This window comes from Streptomyces turgidiscabies Car8 (assembly GCF_000331005.1).
Lineage (GTDB): Bacteria > Actinomycetota > Actinomycetes > Streptomycetales > Streptomycetaceae > Streptomyces > Streptomyces turgidiscabies.
Window position 1 is genome coordinate 1 of the sequence record NZ_AEJB01000609.1, and the last position, 4,139, is coordinate 4,139.

Annotated in this window: 5 protein-coding genes and 1 pseudogene; 4 read left to right on the plus strand and 2 right to left on the minus strand. The window is 70.7% G+C overall.

Translation table 11 applies throughout. The features are described from left to right. Positions 1-247, minus strand: a pseudogene (locus tag STRTUCAR8_RS50870) (ATP-binding cassette domain-containing protein); the annotation flags it as partial. A 6-nt stretch (positions 248-253) separates the two neighbouring features. Here STRTUCAR8_RS50870 and STRTUCAR8_RS42275 point away from each other — a divergent pair. After that, a complete protein-coding gene (locus tag STRTUCAR8_RS42275) occupies positions 254-1,069 on the plus strand; it encodes a DUF2785 domain-containing protein (protein WP_006382565.1) in 816 nt (271 codons plus the stop codon). On the opposite strand, the gene STRTUCAR8_RS42280 is transcribed toward STRTUCAR8_RS42275, so the two are convergent. Further along, positions 1,060-1,593: a TerD family protein gene (locus tag STRTUCAR8_RS42280; protein ID WP_006382566.1), complete on the minus strand. Its 534-nt coding sequence runs from the start codon at positions 1,591-1,593 to the stop codon at positions 1,060-1,062. The genes STRTUCAR8_RS42275 and STRTUCAR8_RS42280 overlap by 10 nt on opposite strands. 154 nt (positions 1,594-1,747) lie before the next feature. On the opposite strand from STRTUCAR8_RS42280, the gene STRTUCAR8_RS42285 reads away from it, so the two are divergent. The 3 genes from STRTUCAR8_RS42285 (at position 1,748) to STRTUCAR8_RS42295 (ending at position 4,074) form a co-directional block, all read left to right on the plus strand. Further along, positions 1,748-2,353, plus strand: coding sequence for a YdbC family protein (locus tag STRTUCAR8_RS42285; RefSeq protein WP_044473835.1), 606 nt, complete (start codon positions 1,748-1,750; stop codon positions 2,351-2,353). A gap of 143 nt (positions 2,354-2,496) precedes the next feature. Beyond that, positions 2,497-3,156, plus strand: a complete 660-nt coding sequence (locus tag STRTUCAR8_RS42290) for a histidine phosphatase family protein (RefSeq protein WP_006382567.1) — start codon at positions 2,497-2,499, stop codon at positions 3,154-3,156. Positions 3,157-3,168: 12 nt separating this feature from the next. Continuing rightward, positions 3,169-4,074 (plus strand): ADP-ribosylglycohydrolase family protein, encoded by a 906-nt coding sequence (locus tag STRTUCAR8_RS42295; protein ID WP_006382563.1) that lies wholly within the window; start codon positions 3,169-3,171, stop codon positions 4,072-4,074. Positions 4,075-4,139: the final 65 nt, after the last annotated feature.

The window sequence follows — 4,139 nt, forward strand, 5'->3', positions numbered from 1 at the left end:
TGCCGTCCTCGACCAACTCCTTCATCACCTCGATGACCTCCCCGACCATCTCCGGGTCGAGGGCGCTGGTCGGCTCGTCGAAGAGCATGAGGGCCGGCCTCATGGCGAGGGCGCGGGCGATGGCGACGCGTTGCTGCTGTCCTCCGGACAGGGCGGAGGGCCGCACGGACGCCCTGTGGGCGAGGCCGACCCTCGCCAGCAGGGCGTGTGCCCGTCCCTCCTTCGTCGTGTCGTGGGCACGTAACCTCCGTCCATGGACGACACGTTGCGGCGACACGACGGTGACATCGGTGAACTCTCCGGGTCCGCCCGGACCGCCGCTCTCGGTGCGCTTGTCGCGGATCTCCGTTCCCCGGATCCCGTGGTGCGCGACGAGGGCGCGTACGGCACGGCTGTCCGCTGGATACCCGGCCTCGACGCGGTGGAGCGGCGGTGGCTCGGGGACCGTACGGCCGGACTGTTCGACGATCCTGCTATCCAGGCGCGGGCGTTCGCTCCCCTCGTCCTGGCCCGGCTCGTGGACGCGGGGGTCTGGCGGCAGGAGTGGTGGGAGGCGTTCGCCGGTTGGTATCCCGGCGAGACCGATCTGCGGGGGTACGACTCCGAGCTGGGCTGGGTGCATGCCGCCGCGCACGGAGCCGATCTGCTGGCGGCTCTCGCGCGGCGCCCGGAGCAGGATCCCGCGCCGTTGTTCGAGCTCGCCGTCGCGCGGTTGCTGGCCGACACGGGGCAGGTCTTCGACGCCCAGGAGGACGACCGGATCGCTCGGGCGCTGGCCCAGCTCCTGTGCCGGCCCGGTATCGCCGTCGCCGGGTCGGTGGGATGGCTGGACGCCGTCTCGGCGGCGTTCCGGACGGGGGAGCCGGGGCCGGTTCCTCCCTGGGCCTCCAACACCATGCGCACCCTGCGCATGCTCTACCTGCTGGTCGACCGCGGACTGCTCGCGCCCGGAGGGGACGGTCCGCCGAGCACGGTCACCCACAGGGAGGCCGTACTCGACGCCCTGGCCGCCACCCTCGCGATCGTCACCCCCTACCTGCCCTCCCCTTCGGGGAGGGATCAGGTCTGACGGGTGCGGCCCATCGTCATGGTGAACGTGTCGGGGTCGTCCTCGAAGCCCTGGACTCCGGAGTGGAAGTCCCACGACCCGGCCTCGTCACGGACGAACTCCGCGACCGTGGCCGCCGTGGACCCCAAAACGCCACCGAAGTCGTCCTCGGCCAGCACGGTGTAGCCCTCGCGGATGCGCAGGCCGGGACTGAGCACGCTGACGAAGGTCCGGTGCGTGGAGCGCTGCTGGATGATGACGCCGACCACCACGCGCGCGTACTGGGCGCCCAGCCGGTCGAACTCCAGTGTCATGACCTCGTCCCAGCCGAAGCCCTTGCCGTCCTTGCTGTCCCGGTTGAGCGTGATCGTGCCGTCCGGGGAGCGGCTGTCGAAGTGCACCACGTAGGCGGGATCGCCGTACGGGTCGGTCGCCGGGTAGGTCGCTGCGACGATGTCGAGATCGGTGGGCGGCTGCCCCGCCGGACTCGGATCCCACTTCAGTGAGACTTCGGCCTTGCGGATCCCCTTGTTGAGGGCCTTCACAGGCTTCCCTTCCCCGTTCGCCGTTGTGCTGTCACTCCAACTGCCGGTACCTCACAGCTGGTTGTCCATCGTGCCACGCGCGCGGGGGCGCTCGCGCGGTCGTACTCCGCCAGAGCGTGACCGGCGCCACGCCGCTGGGCCTTACGATGGCGCCGTGCTGGTCAAGTGGATTCGCTGCACCGTGGTGGACCGCCGCGGTTTCGAACGGGGGCAGCGGAAGTGGGCGGGACTTCTGGGGGAGCCGGGATTCCGGGGGCAGGGCGGGGGCTGGAGCCGGGGACGTCCCGGCGTGGCGCACGTCTTCGCCTTCTGGGAGAGCCGCGCCTTCTACGACTCCTTCATGGCCCGGTCCCATGACCGGCTCGCCACCGCGCAGTCGGGCACCTTCAAGGATCAGCAGGTCAAGCTGTTCGACCACCGTTTCGACGTGAAGACCGGCTTCGAGCCGCGCTTCACGGACTCCGACCTGGTACGGGTGGCGCACTGCCGTGTCCACGAGGAGCGCGCCGAGCACTTCGCGCTGATGCAGGAGAAGGTCTGGAACCCCGCGATGGCGGGTTCGCCCGGCATGGTGCGAGGGCTGTTCGGTGAGGCGCCGGGCCACGAGTTCCTGATCCTGTCGATGTGGCGATCGGCCGCCGAACACGGCAAGTACCGGGCCGAGCGGGTGGAGCGGCTGGCCCTGCGGGCGCAGCTGGAGGCGGACGTCGCGGCTCTCGCCGGAGACATCGTCGAACTGGAACCCAGCTGGATAGTCTGAGGTCAGGACCCGGTGTTCCGACCCCGCATTCCGGAGCCGCATTCCGGACCCGGTGTGCTCCAACGCGCACGACATGTGTGACATACGCCGTACAGAGGGCGCCTGAGTGCCCGGGCGGCGCCGACCCGATCTAGGGTTTTGGCATGGTAAGACCACGGCGCATCGTCCTTGTCCGGCACGGCGAGTCAATGGGCAATGCCGATGACACCGTCTACGAGCGCGAGCCGGATCATGCCCTGGCGCTCACGGAACGCGGCCGGCGGCAGGCGGAGGAGACCGGCAAGCGGCTGCGCGAGGTGTTCGGCCAGGAGCAGGTGAGTGTCTACGTCTCCCCGTACCGGCGGACTCATGAAACCCTGCGCGCTTTCCGTCTGAACCCCGACCACATACGCGTACGCGAGGAGCCCCGGCTGCGCGAGCAGGACTGGGGCAACTGGCAGGACCGGGACGACGTACAACTGCAGAAGGCGTACCGGGACGCGTACGGGCACTTCTTCTACCGCTTCGCCCAGGGGGAGTCCGGGGCCGACGTGTACGACAGGGTCGGCGGCTTCCTGGAGAGCCTCTACCGCAGCTTCGAGGCCCCCGACCATCCGCCGAACGTGCTGCTGGTGACCCACGGGCTGGCCATGCGGCTGTTCTGCATGCGCTGGTTCCACTGGACGGTCGCGGAATTCGAGTCGCTGTCGAATCCGGGGAACGCGGAGATGCGGATGCTCGTTCTCGGCAGTGACGGCAGGTACACCCTTGACCGGCCGTTCGAGCGTTGGCGTGAACCGGAATCGTATGGAATCACCGGATAGAGTGGCAGGGCGATGACCGTTGATTCCTCTTCTCACGAGCGCCTGGAGCGCGCCCTGACCAGCCTGCGCGGGCTCGCGGTGGGGGACGCGCTCGGCTCGCAGTTCTTCGTGCCCGTGAACCACCCGCTGCTCAAGATCCGTGAGCTGCCGTCCGGCCCCTGGCAGTGGACGGACGACACGGAGATGGCGTGCTCCGTGGTGGCCGTGCTGGCCGCCCACCACCGCGTCGACCAGGACGCCCTGGCCCACTCCTTCGCGGAGCGCCACGACTTCGACCGCGGATACGGTCCCGCGGTGAACCGGCTCCTGCGGCTGGTCCGGGAGGGCGGCGACTGGCGGGAGCTGGCGTCCGCCCTGTTCAACGGCCAGGGGTCCTGGGGCAACGGCGCGGCCATGCGCATCGCACCGCTGGGTGCCTGGTACGCGGACGACCCGGAGCAGGCGACCCACCAGGCGGAGATCTCGGCCTATCCCACGCACCAGCACCGCGAGGCCGTCGTGGGGGCCATGGCCGTCGCCGCTGCCGCCGCCCTGGTGGCCGCCGCGGGAGGCCCGCCGAGCCCTGCTGCACTCCTCGACGGCGTGATCGCGCTCGTCCCGAGAAGCGCCGTCTCCGCAGGGCTGCGGCGCGCCCGGGACATGCTGGACTACGCCGACGCGGGCACGGTCGCGGCCGTCCTGGGCTGTGGCAGGCGTACGTCGGCGCACGACACCGTCCCGTTCGCGCTCTGGTCCGCCGCGCGCGCCCTCGGTGACTACGAGGAAGCCTTCTGGGCGACGGCCCAGGTGGGCGGCGACGTGGACACGAACTGCGCCATCGTGGGCGGCGTGCTCGCCGCGGGGAAGGCGGGGGCCCCGCCTTCGGCGTGGCTGGAGCGCACGGAAACGCTGCCGGGGTGGGTGCCCTCCGGGGCGTAGGGCCGGTGAAAGGCCCCGGTCGGCGCCGGGCAGGTGTGGTGCCGCCGTGGTCGCCGTCGCGTCGG

Coding starts and splice junctions, on each gene's coding strand:
- STRTUCAR8_RS42275 (WP_006382565.1), top strand. CDS start 254: ATGGACGACACGTTGCGGCGACACGACGGTGACATCGGTGAACTCTCC.
- STRTUCAR8_RS42290 (WP_006382567.1), top strand. CDS start 2,497: ATGGTAAGACCACGGCGCATCGTCCTTGTCCGGCACGGCGAGTCAATG.
- STRTUCAR8_RS42295 (WP_006382563.1), top strand. CDS start 3,169: ATGACCGTTGATTCCTCTTCTCACGAGCGCCTGGAGCGCGCCCTGACC.